We start from the raw sequence: 16,016 nt of genomic DNA, 5'->3' as shown, positions 1-16,016 counted from the left end.
TACAATCGGTTTAAAACGAAGAGAGATTGTTACCTTTTTTCGTCTCAGCCAAATTCTTATTAAACAACATCGGGCGGCGTTCCGCTCCTTTATTAAATCTGAAAGACAATGGCGAAAGACATCGCAGGTTATGTGAAACTTCAGGTAAAAGGCGGTCAAGCAAACCCTTCGCCACCAATTGGTCCAGCGTTAGGTTCAAAAGGCTTGAACATTATGGAGTTTTGTAAGCAATTCAACGCTCGTACTCAAGACAAAATGGGTATGGTTGTGCCAGTGGTAATCACTTACTTTACTGACAAATCGTTTGAATTTCAGCTTAAAACTCCTCCCGCTGCTATCATGTTGTTGGAAGCAGCTAAAGTAAAGACAGGCTCTGCCGAACCTAATCGTAAGAAGGTTGGTACAGTTTCATGGGACCAAGTGAAAACTATCGCTGAAACTAAAATGCCTGACTTAAATTGCTTTACTGTTGACTCAGCAATGAAGATGATTGCCGGTACTGCTCAAAACATGGGTATTACTATCACAGGCAACGCACCGTTTTAATTGTGAATGAGTGAAAACTCAAACACACATTTATTCACTGGGAGTTAGAAATAAATCGTACGGGCATTGTTCCGAATGGTTAGATTCTAACGCTAAAACCAAATCAAACCAATGGCAAAATTAACAAAAAAAAGAAAAGAGGCGAATGCTAAGTTTGACGCTGACAAAGCCTACTCGCTTACAGAAGCGGCTGGTGTTTTGAAAGAAGTTTCTTACACAAAATTCGACTCATCGGTGGACTTACACGTTCGCCTTGGGGTTGACCCTCGTAAAGCTGACCAAATGGTTCGTGGTGTTGTAGCATTACCACACGGAACAGGTAAAACTGTTCGTGTATTGGTACTTTGTACGCCAGATAAAGAAGCAGATGCGAAAGCAGCGGGTGCTGACCACGTAGGTTTGGACGAATATATCCAAAAAATCGAGCAAGGTTGGACTGATATTGATGTAATCATCACTATGCCAACTGTAATGGCAAAATTAGGTAAATTAGGTAAAATCCTCGGCCCTCGTGGATTGATGCCAAACCCTAAGTCAGGTACAGTTACTCTTGATGTTGCAACTGCGGTAAAAGAAGTGAAAGCTGGTAAAATTGACTTTAAAGTTGATAAAACTGGTATTATTCATGCTTCTATCGGTAAAGTTTCATTCTCGCCTGAGAAATTGGCCGAAAATGCCATCGAATTGATTCAAACTTTGTTGAAATTGAAACCTTCGTCTGCAAAAGGTACGTACGTGAGAACTATCTCACTTGCAAGCACAATGGGCCCTGGTATTCAAATTGACAAAACCACCATTAATGGATTGTAATCATGACAAAAGAAGACAAAGGAGTAATAATTGAGGAACTTGCTGCTAAGTTTGCCGTTACACCTTACTTCTATATCACTGATGCAAGTGGCTTAAACGTTGCGAAAACCAACGAATTGCGTCGCTTATGCTTCGAGCGTGGTATCGAGTATCGTGTAATAAAAAACACTTTGATTCAGAAAGCACTTGAAAAACAAGAAACTGATTATTCATCTTTTGATGATACAGTTTTGAGAGGTTTCTCAGGCGTGATGTTTCATAAAGAAGATGGCAAAGTAGCTGCGAAACTTATTAAGGAGTTTCTTAAAGCAAACAAAAATAGCATCAAATTGAAAGGTGCATCAATTGATTTAAGCACTTTCATCGGACACGATCAATTAGATACGTTGTTGACGTTGAAATCTAAGCAAGAATTGGTTGGCGAAATCATCGGTTTGTTGCAGTCACCTGCCAAAAATGTTATTTCTGGCTTACAAAGCGGTGGCAACAAATTGGCTGGAATTCTCAAAACTCTTTCAGAGAAAGAAGCAGCTTAATTTCAGTTATCAATTTTTAGTTTAAAACTACTGATTGAAACAATTAAATTTTTTATCATTTATTTTTTGTAAAAAACACTTTAAAATCTATAAAAATGGCAGATTTAAAAGCATTCGCAGAACAGTTAGTAAATTTAACTGTAAAAGAAGTAAACGAATTAGCAACAATTTTGAAAGATGAGTATGGTATCGAGCCTGCTGCTGCTGCTCCAGTAATGGTGGCTGGTGGTCCTGCTGCCGATGCTGCTGAAGCTCCAGTTGAGAAAACTGCTTTCGACGTAATCTTGAAGGCTGCTGGCCCGAACAAATTACAAGTTGTTAAATTGGTGAAAGACTTAACTGGTCTTGGCTTGAAAGAAGCTAAAGATTTAGTTGACGGAGCTCCAAAAGCAGTGAAAGAAGGTGTAGCTAAAGACGAAGCTGAAGGTTTACGTAAATCTTTAGAAGAAGCTGGTGCTGAAGTTGAAGTAAAATAATTTTGCTTTAATCGGAATGCCGTTTATTCGGTAAACCAATTCTTATAAAAAAGCCTCATTTGAGTAATCAGATGAGGCTTTTTGTTTGAAAACTATTTTGGAACTTTATTTTCTTCTGCGTTTCCCTTTATTTTTATCAGTCGGAGTTCCTCTTCGTTTTGAACTATTTTTTGCCTGTCCACCACGTTTAGATTCATTACCACCTTTTTTACTAGCATTCGATAATATTGCTTTATCACCGACACTAAAGAGTTCTAAATCCATGCTTCTACGCTCCAAATCAGTTCCTTTTACTGTTACTTTTACTGTATCTCCGAAGTTAATTACACGTCCAGTTCGTTTTCCCACAATGCGATAATTAGCTTTATCCCATTCGTAAAAATCGTCTTTTAAATCAGCCAAACGCACCATTCCTTCGCAACTTGTAGATGTAATTTCAACAAAAATACCAAAATCAGTTACACCTGTCACAACGCCGCTATAAATTGTTCTGCGTTCTTGCAAGCTCATAAATTCAACTTGCTTATATTTTATTGAAGCTCTTTCAGCTTCGGCTGCTAATTTTTCTCGGTCAGATGAATGTTTTGATTTTTTTTCAAAATCGTCTTGAGAAATAGTTCCTTTAGTTTTTTGAGATGCTGTTAAATAATGCTGTAACAGTCGATGAGCCATCATATCAGGATAGCGGCGAATAGGGGAAGTAAAGTGGCTATAATGCTCAAACGCAAGGCCAAAATGCCCCAAAGGTTCGGTCGTATAACGTGCTTTTGACATTGTACGAACGGCCAATTGTTCCAAAACATTCTGAACAGGTGTTCCTTCTACTTCCGCCATCATTTTATTCATCGAATTTGATAACGTTTTATCCGAATCGGTTTTAATAGCATATCCAAAACGTGCCGCAAAATTGGCAAAATTTTGTAGTTTTTCGGGGTTTGGTGGCTCATGTACTCGATAAACCATTGTATTCCCATCGGTATTTGTATCATGCTTTAATTTAAACACAAATTCAGCTACTTTTTTATTAGCCAACAACATAAACTCTTCGATGAGTTTATGTGCATCTTTTCTGATTTTTAAAACTACGCCAAGAGGTTTGCCTGTTTCGTCTAATTTGAATTTAACTTCATTGGTTTCAAAATTGATTGCTCCATTTCTGAAGCGTTCCTTTTTTAAAATTTTGGCTAAATGATTGAGCGTATGTAGAGGAAACTGGTATTTGTCTACTATTTCGTTTGGTTCAGGGTTTGGATTAAGCACATCATTTTCGAGATTTTCCAAAACATCTTGGGCTTCTTCGTAGCTAAATCTTTTATCTGAATGAATAATTGTTCTTCCAAACCATTCATTGACAACTCGTCCATCATGCGTCATTTCAAAAACAGCCGAAAAAGTCAATTTATCTTCATTGGGACGAAGAGAACAAAGGTTATTAGAGAGTTTTTCGGGTAACATCGGAATCGTACGGTCAACCAAATAAACCGAAGTTGCTCGATTGAGTGCTTCTTCCTCCAATTTTGTGCCTTCTTTTACATAATGTGTTACGTCGGCAATGTGTACACCGATTTCGTAATTTTTATTATCAAGAATTTTAAAGCTCAAAGCATCGTCGAAGTCTTTGGCATCGTGCGGGTCGATGGTGAAGGTTAGGATATTTCGAAAATCACGTCTTTTCTTGATTTCTTCTTCAGCAATTACTTCTGAAATGGCAGCAGCTTCGTCCTCAATAGTTTTATCAAATCGAATAGGTAAGCCAAATTCAGCCAAAATTGCATGCATTTCTGCATTATTATCGCCAGATTTTCCTAAAATCTCAATTACTTCGCCAATACCCTGTTGAATATTCGTTGGGTATTCGATGATTTTAGCTATAACTAAATCATCTTTTGTAGCTCCATTAATTTTATCTTTTGGAATAAAAATATCGTCATAAAGATTTTTGTGGTCGGGTTTTACCAAAGCATAATTACCGAAATTCTGTATTTTTCCAACGATTTCTTTGCGACCTCGCTCAATAATTTCAATGATACATCCTTCGGGATTATCGCCTTTGCGGTAAAATTCTCCGTAGGTAGTTGCTTTAACTAAATCGCCATCAATAGCTCCTTTCAAGTCATCAGAGCTAACCCAAATATCTGGTTTTGTGTCGTCGTATCGAATAAAACCAAAGCGTGGATTTACGTGGTCGAGGCGGCCAATTATGGCGTTTGCGTTTACATCAACTGTGTATTTCCCTTTGTCGATTTGATGGACTTTGCCTTCTTGCAATAAATCTTCAATCAACATTCCGTATAAAGCTTTTTCTTGCTTATTTTTTACATCGTAATGCGTAAATAAGTCTTGTAGCGTGTATGGTTTTTCGAGATTAACCGAAAGAAAAGCCAAAATTTCGGCTTTTAATTGGTCATAATATGATTTTTGTTTGTTTTTTGCCATTTGTTTGTTGATCAATTCTGCTCAACTCCTTGCCAATCGTACATCGGATTTTGGGTTGGGTCCCAGTTTGGATAAATCAAGAAGTGTTTTTCTTGAATTTTATTCATTAAAACTGTGCGTAATTCACCCAAATTCTCTTTGTGTTCGGCCGAAATAAATACTACGTTTTCGGTGTTTTTCTTTAAATAACTATTTTTTAACTTTTCGAGATTTCGTTGCAAATCATCTTCAGTAATGGTTTCGAGGTGTTCATCGAGATTCTCTTCTGATTCGGGTTTGAAGAGGTCTAATTTATTAAAAACCAGTACCATTGATTTGTCAGATGCTCCAATTTCGGCCAAAGTTACGTTCACAACTTCGATTTGTTCTTCAAATGAAGGATGCGAAATATCGACAACGTGAACCAAAATATCAGCTTCTCGGATTTCATCCAAAGTTGATTTGAACGACTCTATGAGAGATGTTGGTAGTTTTCGGATAAAGCCAACGGTATCAGTCAGCAAAAACGGAATATTTCCTAAAACTACTTTTCTTACCGTTGAGTCGATGGTTGCAAAAAGTTTATTTTCAGCAAAAACATCAGTTTTTGCCAAGCGACGCATCAACGTTGATTTGCCAACGTTAGTGTAACCAACCAATGCCACACGTACAAGCTGACTACGTTCTTTTCTGCGTGTAAAACTTTGTTTATCAATCTTATCAAGCTTATCTTTCAAGAATGCGATTCTATCTTTTACGATACGCTTATCTGTTTCCAATTCTTTTTCGCCAGGGCCACGCATACCGATTCCACCTTTTTGACGACTAAGGTGAGACCACATACGAGTTAGGCGAGGCAGTAAATATTGGTACTGAGCCAATTCTACTTGACGTTTCGATTGGTCGGTTCTGGCACGTTGCGAAAATATATTGAGAATCAATAAGCTACGGTCAAGGATTTTTATGTCTTGAAACATTGCCTCGAGATTTCTTACTTGTGGAGCGGTGAGGTCATCATCAAAAATAATACTATCAACGGGGTTTTCAATCAACCAAACTTTTATTTCCTCTAATTTACCTTTGCCTACAAATGTTTTGGCATCGGCACGTTCGAGGCGTTGAGTAAAAACTCTTTTGGTTATTACACCAGCTGTGGTTGCCAAAAAGTCTAATTCGTCGAGATATTCCTTGGTTCGTTCAGCGTTTTGTTTTTGCGTGATAAGACCAACCAAAATAGCAGTTTCTTGCTGCTTTGCGGTAGAAAAAATGGGTGAGTTGAGCAATTTACTAAAAATTTATTACCTTAAAATAACTGTTTGTGATGTCTAAAAGTTTCTTTTATAGAAAAACAGCTTCATATAAATTTAAGAAAAAAAAATATTAAAAACAAGTATATTGATTTTTTGATGAAATTAATTTATCATTGTCCGTGAAAAATATCTTTAAACGGTATTGTTTGTAAAACTTTTTTATTGATTAAATTGCTGACTATAAGTAGTTTAAAGACCAATAAGCCCACTTAATCAGTTTTTGATGAAAGTTTGGCACGTTTTTGGTGAATAAACCAAGTATTACTCAATAGTCAATTGCATAAAATTTACTGTTAAGTTTTAGAAAATAAAAAAATATTTGCTGCGGAATTATTAGAGTCAACAAGTAGTTTTTATAGAAAAAAGTTAAAAAGAAGCCTTAATAAAGCATCATTTGGATAAGAAAATTAAAACATTATTTTTTTTATTCCAAAATTATTTAACTTTGCTTCGGGAAGTTACCCAAAATGGGAATTCTCGTCTGGAAATTTCGTCTAGAAATCTCCAAATTTAAAGTCGAATCCAATTATAGAGCTTATACATGGATTATTAGGAAAGCACGTAAGTCGGAATCCCTGCCACTATTTTTGAGGTAGGGATTTTTTTTATTCGTAACTTTGTAGGAAAGAGGATTCAGGGTGTAGCAATTAGTTTTTTTGAAGATAAAAAAAATGGCAGAGAAAGCAGCAAAACATATAGATGTTACCAACAAGAAAGCGAGTTTTGAGTATTTCTTTTTGGAGAAATTTTCGGCAGGAATGGTGCTGACAGGTACAGAAGTCAAATCTATTAGATTGAACAAATTTAGTATGGTTGATGCTTACTGTTTTTTTGACGGGAGTGAATTGTTTGTAAAAAATCTCAATATCTCGAAATACGAACAAGGCACGCATTATAACCATAATCCATTGCGAGATAGAAAGCTACTTTTGAAAAAAAAGGAACTCAAACGCCTTGCTAATAAACTTACAGACAAAGGGCTGACGATTATTCCGACTCGGTTATTTATCAATGATGGCGGTTTAGCAAAATTGGATATCGCTTTGGCAAAAGGTAAGAAACTGTATGACAAACGCGACAGTATCAAAGAAAGAGATGTAACTCGTGAACGAATGCGAGAAGATTAGAAGTCCGACAATTAACAGTTTTCAATACCATTTGAGAATAAAAGCTGTTAATTGTCGAAGGTATTATTTTAAGATTTCATCTAGTTTAGCTTGATATTCTTTGAACTTTTCTAAGCCTTTATGATGCCCATCTTTCAGGGTAGTAATGATGCTATCAGGATTTTTCTTTGCTGATTCCAATAATTTTTTACTTTGGCTGTAAGGCACTACTTCATCGTCAGTTCCATGAAATACGTACATATCACAGTGTACTTTTGGTAGCCATTCGTACGCAGGAATTTTAAATTCTAATACATATTGAAACGGAAATATTGGTAAATGACTGAAAACAACATCAGTAAGGCTATAATAAGGCGTTTCAAGAATTAGTTTCTTCACTGGGTTTTCAGAGGCAACTTTGATGGCAGCTCCACAACCTAACGAACGTCCATAAAGTATAATTTTATCAGGATTATAGCGGCGACTTAAATCATCAAATACATATTGGGCATCGCTCAGAAAATTCCTTTCATCTAATCGGCCATTACTTTTACCAAAGCCCCTATAATCATACATGACTACATCATAGCCCCGCTCGGTAAATTCGGCGGCGTGTTCGCCCCAACGAGCTAAATTGTCGGCATTGCCATGGTAATATAAAACTACGCCTTTAGAAACACTATCTTTGGAAGAAAAACGAAGAGCATTAAGTTTGATTTCGGGAGCAACAACGACATAGAATTCTTGGGCTTTTGAAAATTCATAAAGATAATCTTTCGCGAGTTTTTTTGGATGTAATAATATAAATCGTTGAAACAGTACTAAGCCTGCAATCAGAACAACGTAGCATATAATGACAATCTGAAGGTATTTTAATTTAAACACGGGTTGAATTTAATGGATAATGAAAAATGAATATTGTTTTAAGGTTATATTGCTGTGCAAAATTGTCAATGTTTTATGATATGTTTATCAAAAATTAAATCGAAATGGTCGAGTAAAATTTCTTCGAGGTGTTTATGATATTCAGGAAATGAAGGTAAATTGTTATGTCCACCGCCATAAATAGGTACTAATCGGGTTTTTTGTGGGGCGAGTTTCGCTAACTTCACACTTGACCGAAAAGGTATCAATAAATCTTTTGTTCCATGAATAATATAAATAGGGCATTTGACAAATTTGATGTATTTATCTGTTCGGATAGAAAACCTCAAAATCATGGTAACGGGTAAAAATGGCAAAAAACGATTGGTAAGTTGAGAAAAGCTGTAATAAGGAGCATCAAGAATGAGCATCTTGGGATGATTTTTTGAAGCTAATTTGCAAGCAAATCCCGAACCTAACGAACGCCCATAAATGACGATGTTTTTTTCATCATAACCTTTTGCAAGCATTTTATGATAAACCGCTTGTGAATCTTCGTACATTCTATCTTCGTGGCGTTTGCCTGTGCTTTTACCAAAACCACGATAATCAATCATTAAAACGTCATAATCGTGAGAAATGAAATCTTTAGCATATTTTGCCCAACCCTTGATACTTCGGGTATTTCCGTGAAAATAGATAACTAATCCTCTTGTTTCTTCGCCAACATCATAAAAGAGCAAACCGTTGATTCTCGCACCATCGGGCATATCGAAGAATAATTCTTCAAAATGTTCATCATAACGAAACTCAAAATCTTGAGAGAGTTTTTCAGGTTTAAAGATAAAATATTCCTGTACTTTATACGCAACCACGCAAATAACGAGGTACAAAACAATTACTAAAATAATAATTTCGGTAACAGACATATTTGGGAAATCGTTAAAACTTTTGCGAATTTATTGAATTTTAAGTGCAAGAACAAATTTATACTCAAATTCAGATGCAAACGAAAATACGAATTTAAATCACCAAAATAGTAGAAGTATTATAAAAAATAAAGCTTAGTTGCTTGATAATCAGAAAGTTATATTTTGTTATTACTATTTTTAAGAAAATTATTTTACACTCATCCAACTATTTCGTAGCATTGGGTGATTTATTGCATGTTTTGAGGAGCATAAATATTTGTGGTCGTATTCGTGAACCAACTCATGCAGCAAATCTTTCAAAATTTCTAATTTGCTATCGCCTAAAACTTCAGTAAATCTTTGATTGATAAATTGCGTACATGATTTCCAATCAAGCAATGCTTGTAAGCCTTTTTCGGTGTGTTTTACAATCAATGCACGAGCATCAGCTTGGTCTTTTTCAACCAAAACAAATCCTTCAGCCTGTAATTCTTTAATCAATTTGCTCATCCCTTGCTTGGTCATGCCAGCATTTGATGCTAATTTATTGATGCTTGTACCTTCCAATTCAATCTGTACTAAAGCTACAATATGACCAACTCGAAAGTTTTCGTAACCGATTCCTTTCAAATAATCGCTTGCTAAATCGCTCATGTAGCGATAAGTTCTATTTAAAAGCCTTCCTAAAAGCCTTTCTTTATTGGCTTTAAATGCTGCAATTTCAGCTAATATTGACTCATTCATTATCCAAAAATTTATTTTACACCCTAATTCACTCGCTAGCAATGTAAAAGCGAATTTAACACAAAGGTAGTATAAAAAAAATAATTGTCAACTTACTTGACTAATTTAGTAAACTTGGTTTACTTTGTGCCGTCAAATAAATAGAGACTTATCTTATTATTAATATTTACAAACCAAAAATTTCAGTTAAGGCAAAACTTATTTACTGAAAAGAATTTAAAAAATGGGAACTCCACAAAAAAAATCATTCAAAAATTACATCCCTCGTATCATTTTATTACTGATTGTAATTGGGGCAGCGAGTTATGCTTACAATAAATACAAGTATAACCAAATGTATGAAACGACCGAAAATGCTCAAATCGAGACTTATACCGTGCCAGTTGTGCCAAGAGTTGGTGGCTATGTAAATGCGGTAAATATGAAAGATTTTGAAGAGGTAAAAAAAGGTCAATTGTTGGTTGATATTGATGACCGTGAACAACAATTAGCTCTTGCCGAAATGGAAGCAATGTATGTGCAAATGTTGACTGATGTAGAAAATGCCAAAGCGAGCATCAAAAATACAAATATGACTATCGGAGCGGCAGAATCAAACTTGAAGGCAACGATTTTGCGTAAAGAAAAAGCTCAAAAAGATGCAGAACGTGACGCAAAATTATATGCAGATAATGCCATTACGAAGCGTCAAACGGATGATAGTAAAGCTAATTTAGAAATTTTGGCAGCACAATATGAAGGACAAGGACAAGATGTTGCAGCTTCAAAGTCTCGTTTAGATATTTTGGTGGCAAATCTTCATAAGGCTGAAGCGGCTTTGGCGGTACAAAGAGCCAAAATTGACCAACAAAAATTGCGTCTGACATACTCGAAAATTTATGCAACCGAAAATGGCAAGATTGGTCGAAAAAGTGTTGAACCAGGGCAGTTTGTTCAACCAGGGCAAACATTAGCTACTATCGTTCAGGATTCACTTTATTGGGTTGTTGCCAATTTTAAAGAAACACAGATCAGACGTTTGGCGATTGGACAAGAAGTTAAAATTACGTTGGATGCTTACCCTGAATTAGACTTAAAAGGCAAAATTGCTGATTTTTCGGATGCAACTGGGGCTAAGTATGCTTTACTTCCACCAGATAATGCAAGCGGAAACTTTGTGAAAGTTACTCAAAAAATTCCAGTAAAAATTTCGATTGAAGGCGTTGAAAAACTACGTGATAAACTACGTTCTGGAATGAGTTTAGAAGCTGAAGTGAAAGTTAAATAAGGGGTTTGCATAAACCCTCGATTGCTGGGGAATAATGCAATTATGATTTTCATGGAAAATAAAGGAAATACAAAAACACCAATTGGGGCAGCACGGTTCATCATTGTTTTGACAACCGTAACCGCTGCTGTAATGGAGTTGCTTGATACGACAATTGTCAATGTGGCTTTGAATCAGATTTCGGGTTCGCTTGGTGCAACAATTGAAGATATTGCTTGGGTAATTACGTCTTATGCAATTGCCAACGTAATTGTGATTCCGATGACAGGATTTTTGGGTGAATATTTTGGTCGGAAAAACTATTATTTGGCGTCAATGATTTTGTTTGGTATTGCGTCGTATTTATGCGGAAATTCGGATACGCTTTGGGAGTTAGTTTTTTGGCGATTCGTACAAGGTATTGGAGGTGGGGCCTTGCTTTCTACTTCACAAGCTATTTTATTCGATGCTTTTCCAGGAAAAGAACGAGGTATGGCTTCGGGGCTTTTTGGTATGGGAATCGTACTTGGCCCGACGCTTGGGCCGAGTGTGGGTGGCTATATTGTTGATAATTTTTCTTGGGGAGATATATTCTTTATCAATGTGCCAATTTGTATTATCGCAACTGTACTGACGATTTTATATGTACCGAGAAAAGAGGGTGAAGGGAAAAATAAGGCAAATATAACGATTGATTATTTCGGAATAATCTTGCTTATTGTAGGTATTGGCTCTTTGCAATATATTCTCGAAAAAGGCGAATCTAAAGATTGGTTTCAATCAAAAGAAATTTCAGTGATGGCACTTTTGGCTGCTCTCGGAATCGTTGGTTTTATTAGTCGAGAATTAAATACGGAGCACCCAGTTGTAAATTTAAAGGTATTTGCCAATCGGAACTTTGCTTTTTCGTCGATTTTTGTGCTTGTTTCAGGCGTAGGATTGTTTACATCTGTTTTTGTTTATCCCGTAATGGTTCAACGGATTAACGGATTTACGCCTTATGAAACGGGCCTTTCTTTGCTTTTTCCTACTTTAACCATTTTGCCATTATTTCCTATTTTGGGAAAAAGAATGTCATCAGGTGCATCGCCAATTCCGTTTGTGATTGCTGGAATTTTAATTTTTGCATTCTTTGGCTTTTACAGTGGAACTGCCACAGCAGATATGGGGCGTTGGGATTTCTATCCTATACAATTGATGCGAGGTTTGGGAACAGTAATGTTGCAATTGCCATTGATTAATGCGTCAGTTGCAGGTTTAAAACCAAGTGAATTTGGTGCCGGAATTTCGCTCACAAATATGATTCGTCAGCTTGGAGGTGCATTTGGCATTGCATTAGCCAATAACTATGTTACGCAGCAATACGCCCAGCATCGCTCTGATTTAGTGTCAAATTACACGCCTAATAATCCTTTATTTGTTGAAAAATTCAATGCAATAAAAATGGGCTTCATGGCTCGTTCGGGGGATATTACACAAGCTACTACGCAAGCGTATCGCCAATTAGAGCTTTTACTCGACCGCCAATCTTATTTCTTGGCTTATTTGGATACATTCAGGATTGTTTCAGTATTTTTTCTTTGCGTATTGCCTTTGGTAGTGTTATTAAAAGGTAAAAAGAAAAGTCCCGAAGAAATTGCCGCAGCAGCAAAAGCAGCGGCGGAGGCTCACTAATTCTATATTTTTCATGTAACAGTTTTTAGAAAATAGATTAAAAAAATCTATTCGTATCAAAATCTCATATATATTTATGAAAAGCAATAAAATATTAATAATTATCTGCTTGTTTTCGAGTCAATTAGTACTCGCACAAAACAACGAACAGGTACTTACGCAACTCATCAAGCAAGCGTTAGAATACTCGCCACGTGTGAAAGAACAACAACAACTTTTGGCTGTTGGCGATTATAGAATTAAGGTTCAAGAGTCAGGTTTGAAACCTCAAGTAAGCGGCGATTTGAGTTATTCACGTGTTGACCCGATTGCTAAGGCTACTTTGCCAGTTAATGGAGAACCCCGCACAATTCAATTTCAGCCACATAATAACTATAATGCAAGCGTTGGGGCTTCGTATGTTATTTATGATTGGGGTAGGTTTAAGGCAGGAATTCAGAAAACACTCCTCGAAATTCAGCAACAAAGTGGAGGAATTGAGGCTTTGAAACACACTTTGGCCTATCAAGTAGCACAGTTGTATTATGGAATAATTTATTTACAAAAAGCGATTATTGTTCAACAAGACCAATTGAAGTTGGTACAAGAAAACGGAAAAATTATTGCCGATAGAATTAAAAGTGGCGACGCTTTAGATTACGATGCTGTTCAAGTACAAGTGCGTTATAAAAATGCAGAGATTCGTCTAATTGACCTTCAAGGGCAACTTGAAAAACAGTATATTTTCATGAGTTCATTAATTGGTTCGGATGCTCGCAAAATGATTCCTGCCAATGCTGAACTTCAGTTTATATATGCTAAAACTGATATGCAAAGTGCTTATAATGAAGCGATTCAGAATAATGTTGATTTGAAGTTTTTAACATCTAAAGAAGGTATTTTAGCTCAAGAAGTCAAAATATCAAGTTTAAGTAGCTTGCCTCAATTAGCTGCAAATGCAGCAATTGGTGTGCGAAATGGCTATTTGCCCGATATTGCAATTTTACGACCTAATTCATTATTAGGTGTAAAATTAACGATTCCGATTTATACAGGAAAACGTGGTTTTTATAATACTCAAATTGCCAAAATAAACTTTGATGCAGCTAAACAAAGTACAGAATCGCAAAAAGTGCAAATCAGCCGTGACCTTGAGAATGCTTATAACGATATAAAAGTTGCGAGTCAGAAGAAGGAATTAGCAGCGAGTAATATTTATCAAGCAGAATATAGTTTAAAACTGGCAAAAGTTCGCTTAACGAGTGGTGTTAGTACACCTGTTGAAATTCAAGCAGCCGAAACAGGTTTAGAAGAAGCAAAATTTAGTTTGTTACAATATGATTATCAAGCACTTTTAGCAAAACTCGAAATCGGTCGATTGTCTGGTGTAAAGTTTTGGTAAGAATGAAAAAGTGATTTAAGGTTTGGTGAAAAAGCAAAATACCTCTCTTTCGATTGAAGGAGAGGTATTTTTTTATGATTTGAAAGAATTATCAATACAACATTCTGAAACGAATGGTTTCGTCAATATCTCTGATTTCTTGTACAAATTCGTCGGTATAACCTTTGCTAATATCCATAATTACATAGCCAATTGTTTCGTTGGTTTTGAGGTATTGACCAATAATATTGATGTGATGTTTTGCAAAAATATTGTTGATTTTAGCCAAAATTCCAGGTACATTTTTATGAATATGCAATAAACGATGCGACTCACGCAACAGTGGCAATTGTACTTCAGGGAAATTAACACTGCCTGTGGTGCTACCATTATTCATGTATTCTAACAATCGCTCTGGTACATAAAGTCCGATGCCTTCTTGAGCTTCTTCAGTACTTCCGCCAATGTGTGGTGTTAAAATTACATTTGGCAAACCACGTAATTCGTTTTCAAATGGTTCGCTGTTTGTTTTTGGTTCGTAAGGGAAAACATCTACGCCTGCACCAGCTACTTTTCCCGATTTAATGGCTTCTACCAAAGCAGGAACATCCACAACGTGGCCACGAGCAAGATTCATGAAAATAACCCCTTCTTTCATCATATCAAACTCACGTTTCCCAAATACATTGGTGTTTTCTTTACGACCATCAATGTGCATACTTACAACATCCGAAACTCGCAAAACTTCTTCCAATGAACGGCATTTTTTTGCGTTACCGATTGGCATTTTATCAACTATATCGTAGAAATAAATTTCCATACCAAGTGCTTCTCCAATAACTGAAAGCTGTGTGCCGATATGTCCGTAGCCAATTAGGCCTAATTTTTTTCCACGAACTTCAAAACTATTATTGGCTGATTTATCCCATTTGCCAGCGTGCATTTGATTGCTTTTCGTAACTACATTACGAATCAATAAAATCATTTCGCCGATAGCTAATTCAACAACTGAGCGAGTGTTGCTGTATGGTGCATTGAAAACGGCAATTCCTTTTTCGGTACAAGTTTTAAGGTCGATTTGATTTGTACCGATACAAAAAGCACCAACTGTGATGAGTTTGTCGGCATTTTCTAGAACTTTTTTCGTCAAATTTGTTTTTGAACGAAGCCCTAAAATAGAAACGCCTTTGATTTTTTCTGATAACTCGTCTTCGTCCATTGCCCCTTTATGGGTTTCGACATCAAAACCTTCACGTTTGAATGCTTCAATTGCAACTGAATGTACATTTTCAAGCAATAAAACCTTGATTCTGCTTTTCGGATATGATTGACTGCGAGGAAGTTTATTCAAATACAAAAACTCATCCAATGATGGTACAATATGGTCGGCCTTTGAGGTAACTTTTTCACGCTCAACATTTTCTGTAAAAGCATAAAAACGATTAGCCAAGCCTGATACACGTAGTTCATAATCAGTGTAACCATCGCCAATGGCATAAATATCTCCATCAAGATTGAGCGAAGCTAAAAGCTTTACTTTTCCTTTTTCGTGGGCAAGTACATTATTTTGGTCAACACCAATGATATTGTCTTCTGCATCAAATACAAAAGTATTAGCATATACGTTGCTTTCTTTGATACCCAATGACGTAACAATCGGCACAATAAATTCTTTAAATCCACCAGAAACTATCAGAATGTGGTCGGCATATTCTCGCAAGAATTTTTCGTTTCTTTGAAAAGATTCTGATACTTGGGTATGAAGAAAATCTACTAATTTATCAATGTGCGAACGATTGGCTTTCAACAATTCAATTCTACGGCTGAGAGCTTCCGAAAAAGTAATTTCACCATTCATTCCTTGGTCGGTCAAACTTCTTATTTGACCCACTACTTTTTCTTGATTGGCACTGCCCGCTAAGGCAATATTGGCTAATTCGTCGAGGCCTTCTACTTTCGTAAAAGTGCTATCGAAATCTATGATATAATAGGTGTTATTCATGAAACTACCCCCTAAA

Annotated in this window: 14 protein-coding genes; 8 read left to right on the top strand and 6 right to left on the bottom strand. The window is 36.2% G+C overall.

Features of this window, described 5'->3' with window-relative positions:
* Positions 1-108: 108 nt before the first annotated feature.
* The 4 genes from rplK to rplL all read left to right on the top strand — a co-directional run bounded on the left by rplK (position 109) and on the right by rplL (position 2,368).
* The gene (gene rplK / locus MJQ71_RS12770; protein ID WP_238807014.1) at positions 109-546 is read left to right on the top strand and encodes a 50S ribosomal protein L11; all 438 of its coding nucleotides are present in this window, start codon (positions 109-111) and stop codon (positions 544-546) included.
* Positions 547-657: 111 nt separating this feature from the next.
* Entirely contained in the window at positions 658-1,356 is a 699-nt protein-coding gene (gene rplA, locus MJQ71_RS12765) for a 50S ribosomal protein L1 (protein WP_238807013.1), read from the top strand.
* Between the two features lie 2 nt (positions 1,357-1,358).
* Positions 1,359-1,892, top strand: a complete 534-nt coding sequence (gene rplJ / locus MJQ71_RS12760; protein ID WP_238807012.1) for a 50S ribosomal protein L10 — start codon at positions 1,359-1,361, stop codon at positions 1,890-1,892.
* A gap of 95 nt (positions 1,893-1,987) precedes the next feature.
* Positions 1,988-2,368: a 50S ribosomal protein L7/L12 gene (rplL, locus tag MJQ71_RS12755; RefSeq protein ID WP_238807011.1), complete on the top strand. Its 381-nt coding sequence runs from the start codon at positions 1,988-1,990 to the stop codon at positions 2,366-2,368.
* Between the two features lie 105 nt (positions 2,369-2,473).
* On the opposite strand, the gene rnr is transcribed toward rplL, so the two are convergent.
* Together rnr and hflX are read right to left on the bottom strand one after the other, a co-directional pair.
* Positions 2,474-4,804 (bottom strand): ribonuclease R, encoded by a 2,331-nt coding sequence (gene rnr, locus MJQ71_RS12750; protein ID WP_238807010.1) that lies wholly within the window; start codon positions 4,802-4,804, stop codon positions 2,474-2,476.
* 11 nt (positions 4,805-4,815) lie between these two features.
* Positions 4,816-6,066 carry a GTPase HflX gene (gene hflX / locus MJQ71_RS12745; protein ID WP_238807009.1) on the bottom strand — a complete coding sequence of 417 codons (1,251 nt, stop codon included), beginning with the start codon at positions 6,064-6,066 and terminating at the stop codon, positions 4,816-4,818.
* Between the two features lie 698 nt (positions 6,067-6,764).
* Between hflX and smpB the strand changes: the two genes are divergently transcribed.
* A complete protein-coding gene (gene smpB, locus MJQ71_RS12740) occupies positions 6,765-7,220 on the top strand; it encodes an SsrA-binding protein SmpB (RefSeq protein WP_238807008.1) in 456 nt (151 codons plus the stop codon).
* Positions 7,221-7,283: 63 nt separating this feature from the next.
* Here smpB and MJQ71_RS12735 read toward each other — a convergent pair whose 3' ends face one another.
* The 3 genes from MJQ71_RS12735 to MJQ71_RS12725 form a co-directional block, all read right to left on the bottom strand.
* Positions 7,284-8,084, bottom strand: a complete 801-nt coding sequence (locus MJQ71_RS12735; protein ID WP_238807007.1) for an alpha/beta hydrolase — start codon at positions 8,082-8,084, stop codon at positions 7,284-7,286.
* 65 nt (positions 8,085-8,149) lie between these two features.
* The gene (locus MJQ71_RS12730) at positions 8,150-8,992 is read right to left on the bottom strand and encodes an alpha/beta hydrolase (protein ID WP_238807006.1); all 843 of its coding nucleotides are present in this window, start codon (positions 8,990-8,992) and stop codon (positions 8,150-8,152) included.
* 189 nt (positions 8,993-9,181) lie between these two features.
* Positions 9,182-9,718 (bottom strand): MarR family winged helix-turn-helix transcriptional regulator, encoded by a 537-nt coding sequence (locus MJQ71_RS12725; RefSeq protein WP_238807005.1) that lies wholly within the window; start codon positions 9,716-9,718, stop codon positions 9,182-9,184.
* A gap of 223 nt (positions 9,719-9,941) precedes the next feature.
* On the opposite strand from MJQ71_RS12725, the gene MJQ71_RS12720 reads away from it, so the two are divergent.
* From MJQ71_RS12720 to MJQ71_RS12710, 3 genes are all read left to right on the top strand, one after another.
* A complete protein-coding gene (locus MJQ71_RS12720) occupies positions 9,942-10,985 on the top strand; it encodes an HlyD family secretion protein (protein ID WP_238807004.1) in 1,044 nt (347 codons plus the stop codon).
* 51 nt (positions 10,986-11,036) lie between these two features.
* Entirely contained in the window at positions 11,037-12,638 is a 1,602-nt protein-coding gene (locus MJQ71_RS12715; protein WP_238807003.1) for a DHA2 family efflux MFS transporter permease subunit, read from the top strand.
* A gap of 76 nt (positions 12,639-12,714) precedes the next feature.
* Complete coding sequence (locus MJQ71_RS12710; protein ID WP_238807002.1) at positions 12,715-14,019, top strand: TolC family protein; 1,305 nt, start codon at positions 12,715-12,717, stop codon at positions 14,017-14,019.
* A 91-nt stretch (positions 14,020-14,110) separates the two neighbouring features.
* Here the strand turns inward: MJQ71_RS12710 and serA are convergent, their stop codons facing one another.
* Entirely contained in the window at positions 14,111-16,000 is a 1,890-nt protein-coding gene (gene serA / locus MJQ71_RS12705) for a phosphoglycerate dehydrogenase (RefSeq protein WP_238807001.1), read from the bottom strand.
* Positions 16,001-16,016 lie beyond the last annotated feature (16 nt).

It is taken from the genome of Emticicia aquatica (genome assembly GCF_923079645.1).
In the GTDB taxonomy this organism is placed as follows: Bacteria; Bacteroidota; Bacteroidia; order Cytophagales; family Spirosomataceae; genus Emticicia; species Emticicia aquatica.
This window is presented reverse-complemented; position numbering and strand designations above follow the sequence as displayed.

What these genes read in the sequence shown, in the direction of transcription:
- rplK (WP_238807014.1), top strand. Translation starts at nt 109, where the DNA reads ATGGCGAAAGACATCGCAGGTTATGTGAAACTTCAGGTAAAAGGCGGT.
- rplA (WP_238807013.1), top strand. Translation starts at nt 658, where the DNA reads ATGGCAAAATTAACAAAAAAAAGAAAAGAGGCGAATGCTAAGTTTGAC.
- rplJ (WP_238807012.1), top strand. Translation starts at nt 1,359, where the DNA reads ATGACAAAAGAAGACAAAGGAGTAATAATTGAGGAACTTGCTGCTAAG.
- rplL (WP_238807011.1), top strand. Translation starts at nt 1,988, where the DNA reads ATGGCAGATTTAAAAGCATTCGCAGAACAGTTAGTAAATTTAACTGTA.
- rnr (WP_238807010.1), bottom strand. Translation starts at nt 4,804, where the DNA reads ATGGCAAAAAACAAACAAAAATCATATTATGACCAATTAAAAGCCGAA.
- smpB (WP_238807008.1), top strand. Translation starts at nt 6,765, where the DNA reads ATGGCAGAGAAAGCAGCAAAACATATAGATGTTACCAACAAGAAAGCG.
- MJQ71_RS12730 (WP_238807006.1), bottom strand. Translation starts at nt 8,992, where the DNA reads ATGTCTGTTACCGAAATTATTATTTTAGTAATTGTTTTGTACCTCGTT.
- MJQ71_RS12725 (WP_238807005.1), bottom strand. Translation starts at nt 9,718, where the DNA reads ATGAATGAGTCAATATTAGCTGAAATTGCAGCATTTAAAGCCAATAAA.
- MJQ71_RS12720 (WP_238807004.1), top strand. Translation starts at nt 9,942, where the DNA reads ATGGGAACTCCACAAAAAAAATCATTCAAAAATTACATCCCTCGTATC.
- MJQ71_RS12715 (WP_238807003.1), top strand. Translation starts at nt 11,037, where the DNA reads ATGGAAAATAAAGGAAATACAAAAACACCAATTGGGGCAGCACGGTTC.
- MJQ71_RS12710 (WP_238807002.1), top strand. Translation starts at nt 12,715, where the DNA reads ATGAAAAGCAATAAAATATTAATAATTATCTGCTTGTTTTCGAGTCAA.
- serA (WP_238807001.1), bottom strand. Translation starts at nt 16,000, where the DNA reads ATGAATAACACCTATTATATCATAGATTTCGATAGCACTTTTACGAAA.